Origin of the sequence: Xenorhabdus sp. PB62.4 (assembly GCF_014467285.1) — a bacterium.
GTDB lineage: Bacteria > Pseudomonadota > Gammaproteobacteria > Enterobacterales > Enterobacteriaceae > Xenorhabdus.
The window spans coordinates 157447-160676 of the sequence record NZ_NKHR01000009.1 but is presented as its reverse complement, the minus strand read 5'-3'; the positions used below and the strand labels follow the sequence as shown (position 1 = coordinate 160676).

Genomic DNA, 3230 nt, shown 5'->3' with positions numbered 1-3230 from the left:
TGCTCTTTAACAATCTGGAACAAGCTGAAAATTTGAAACAATCAGTGTTATTGAAAAATGGCATTGATGAGTCTCTCAATACTCCAATCTGAAGACACCTTCGGGTTGTGAGGTTAAGCGAATAAGCGTACACGGTGGATGCCTAGGCAGTCAGAGGCGATGAAGGACGTGCTAATCTGCGAAAAGCGCCGGTGAGCTGATAAGCAGCGTTATCAGCCGGCGATATCCGAATGGGGAAACCCAGTGCAATCCGTTGCACTATCATTCACTGAATCCATAGGTGAATGAGGCGAACCGGGGGAACTGAAACATCTCAGTACCCCGAGGAAAAGAAATCAACCGAGATTCCCCCAGTAGCGGCGAGCGAACGGGGAGCAGCCCAGAGCCATCAACAATATCAGCGTCAGGAGAACGGTCTGGAAAGGCCGGCAGTAAAGGGTGACAGCCCCGTATCCGAAGACGCTGGTGTTGGGAGCTCGAAGAGTAGGGCGGGACACGTGGTATCCTGTCTGAATATGGGGGGACCATCCTCCAAGGCTAAATACTCCTGACTGACCGATAGTGAACCAGTACCGTGAGGGAAAGGCGAAAAGAACCCCGGCGAGGGGAGTGAAAGAGAACCTGAAACCGTGTACGTACAAGCAGTGGGAGCACCTTTTAAGGTGTGACTGCGTACCTTTTGTATAATGGGTCAGCGACTTATATTCTGTAGCAAGGTTAACCGTTTAGGGGAGCCGCAGGGAAACCGAGTCTTAACGGGGCGTTAAGTTGCAGGGTATAGACCCGAAACCCGGTGATCTAGCCATGGGCAGGTTGAAGGTTGGGTAACACTAACTGGAGGACCGAACCGACTAATGTTGAAAAATTAGCGGATGACTTGTGGCTGGGGGTGAAAGGCCAATCAAACCGGGAGATAGCTGGTTCTCCCCGAAAGCTATTTAGGTAGCGCCTCGTGAACTCATCTTCGGGGGTAGAGCACTGTTTCGGCTAGGGGGTCATCCCGACTTACCAACCCGATGCAAACTGCGAATACCGAAGAATGTTATCACGGGAGACACACGGCGGGTGCTAACGTCCGTCGTGAAGAGGGAAACAACCCAGACCGCCAGCTAAGGTCCCCAAGTCATGGTTAAGTGGGAAACGAAGTGGGAAGGCTCAGACAGCCAGGATGTTGGCTTAGAAGCAGCCATCATTTAAAGAAAGCGTAATAGCTCACTGGTCGAGTCGGCCTGCGCGGAAGATGTAACGGGGCTAAACCATGCACCGAAGCTGCGGCAGCGACACGTAAGTGTTGTTGGGTAGGGGAGCGTTCTGTAAGCCGCTGAAGGTGAACTGTGAGGTTTGCTGGAGGTATCAGAAGTGCGAATGCTGACATAAGTAACGATAAAGCGGGTGAAAAACCCGCTCGCCGGAAGACCAAGGGTTCCTGTCCAACGTTAATCGGGGCAGGGTGAGTCGACCCCTAAGGCGAGGCTGAAAAGCGTAGTCGATGGGAAACAGGTTAATATTCCTGTACTCGGTGTTACTGCGAAGGGGGGACGGAGAAGGCTATGTCAGCCGGGCGACGGTCGTCCCGGTTTAAGCGTGTAGGTGGGTGGTTTTGGTAAATCCGGACCGCTGTTAACACTGAGGCGTAATGACGAGGCACTACGGTGCTGAAGTGACAGATGCCCTGCTTCCAGGAAAAGCCTCTAAGCCTCAGGTAACATTGAATCGTACCCCAAACCGACACAGGTGGTCAGGTAGAGAATACTCAGGCGCTTGAGAGAACTCGGGTGAAGGAACTAGGCAAAATGGTGCCGTAACTTCGGGAGAAGGCACGCTGATAGGTAGGTGAAGCCCCTGCGGGCGGAGCTGAAATCAGCCGAAGATACCAGCTGGCTGCAACTGTTTAATAAAAACACAGCACTGTGCAAACACGAAAGTGGACGTATACGGTGTGACGCCTGCCCGGTGCTGGAAGGTTAATTGATGGGGTCAGCCGCAAGGCGAAGCTCTTGATCGAAGCCCCAGTAAACGGCGGCCGTAACTATAACGGTCCTAAGGTAGCGAAATTCCTTGTCGGGTAAGTTCCGACCTGCACGAATGGCGTAATGATGGCCAGGCTGTCTCCACCCGAGACTCAGTGAAATTGAACTCGCTGTGAAGATGCAGTGTACCCGCGGCAAGACGGAAAGACCCCGTGAACCTTTACTATAGCTTGACACTGAACCTTGAGCCTTGATGTGTAGGATAGGTGGGAGGCTTGGAAGTGTGGACGCCAGTCTGCATGGAGCCATCCTTGAAATACCACCCTTGAATGTTTGATGTTCTAACGCAGGCCCGTGACCCGGGTTGCGGACAGTGTCTGGTGGGTAGTTTGACTGGGGCGGTCTCCTCCCAAAGCGTAACGGAGGAGCACGAAGGTTAGCTAATCACGGTCGGACATCGTGAGGTTAGTGCAAAGGCATAAGCTGGCTTGACTGCGAGAGTGACGGCTCGAGCAGGTACGAAAGTAGGTCTTAGTGATCCGGTGGTTCTGTATGGAAGGGCCATCGCTCAACGGATAAAAGGTACTCCGGGGATAACAGGCTGATACCGCCCAAGAGTTCATATCGACGGCGGTGTTTGGCACCTCGATGTCGGCTCATCACATCCTGGGGCTGAAGTAGGTCCCAAGGGTATGGCTGTTCGCCATTTAAAGTGGTACGCGAGCTGGGTTTAGAACGTCGTGAGACAGTTCGGTCCCTATCTGCCGTGGGCGTTGGAAGATTGAAAGGGGCTGCTCCTAGTACGAGAGGACCGGAGTGGACGCACCACTGGTGTTCGGGTTGTCATGCCAATGGCATTGCCCGGTAGCTAAGTGCGGCAGAGATAACCGCTGAAAGCATCTAAGCGGGAAACTTGCCTTGAGATGAGTCTTCCCTTGTCCCTTGAGGACACTGAAGGAACGTTCGAGACGAGGACGTGGATAGGCCGGGTGTGTAAGCGTGGCGACACGTTGAGCTAACCGGTACTAATGAACCGTGCGGCTTAACCTGACAACACCGAAGGTGTTTTGGGCGTAGAGAGAGAGCAGAATGGGGTTTCAAATGCAAGACAGCAGCTTGTTCGGGATTGAATACAGAATTTGTCTGGCGGCAACAGCGCGGTGGTCCCACCTGACCCCATGCCGAACTCAGCAGTGAAACGCCGTAGCGCCGATGGTAGTGTGGGGTCTCCCCATGTGAGAGTAGGACACTGCCAGACAT

The 3230-nt window shown here is 53.4% G+C and carries 2 rRNA genes; both read left to right on the top strand.

The annotated features are described in order from the left end of the window. Positions 1-111 precede the first annotated feature (111 nt). Positions 112-3020 (top strand): 23S ribosomal RNA (locus tag Xenpb_RS20450). A 92-nt stretch (positions 3021-3112) separates the two neighbouring features. After that, positions 3113-3228 (top strand): 5S ribosomal RNA (gene rrf, locus Xenpb_RS20445). Positions 3229-3230 lie beyond the last annotated feature (2 nt).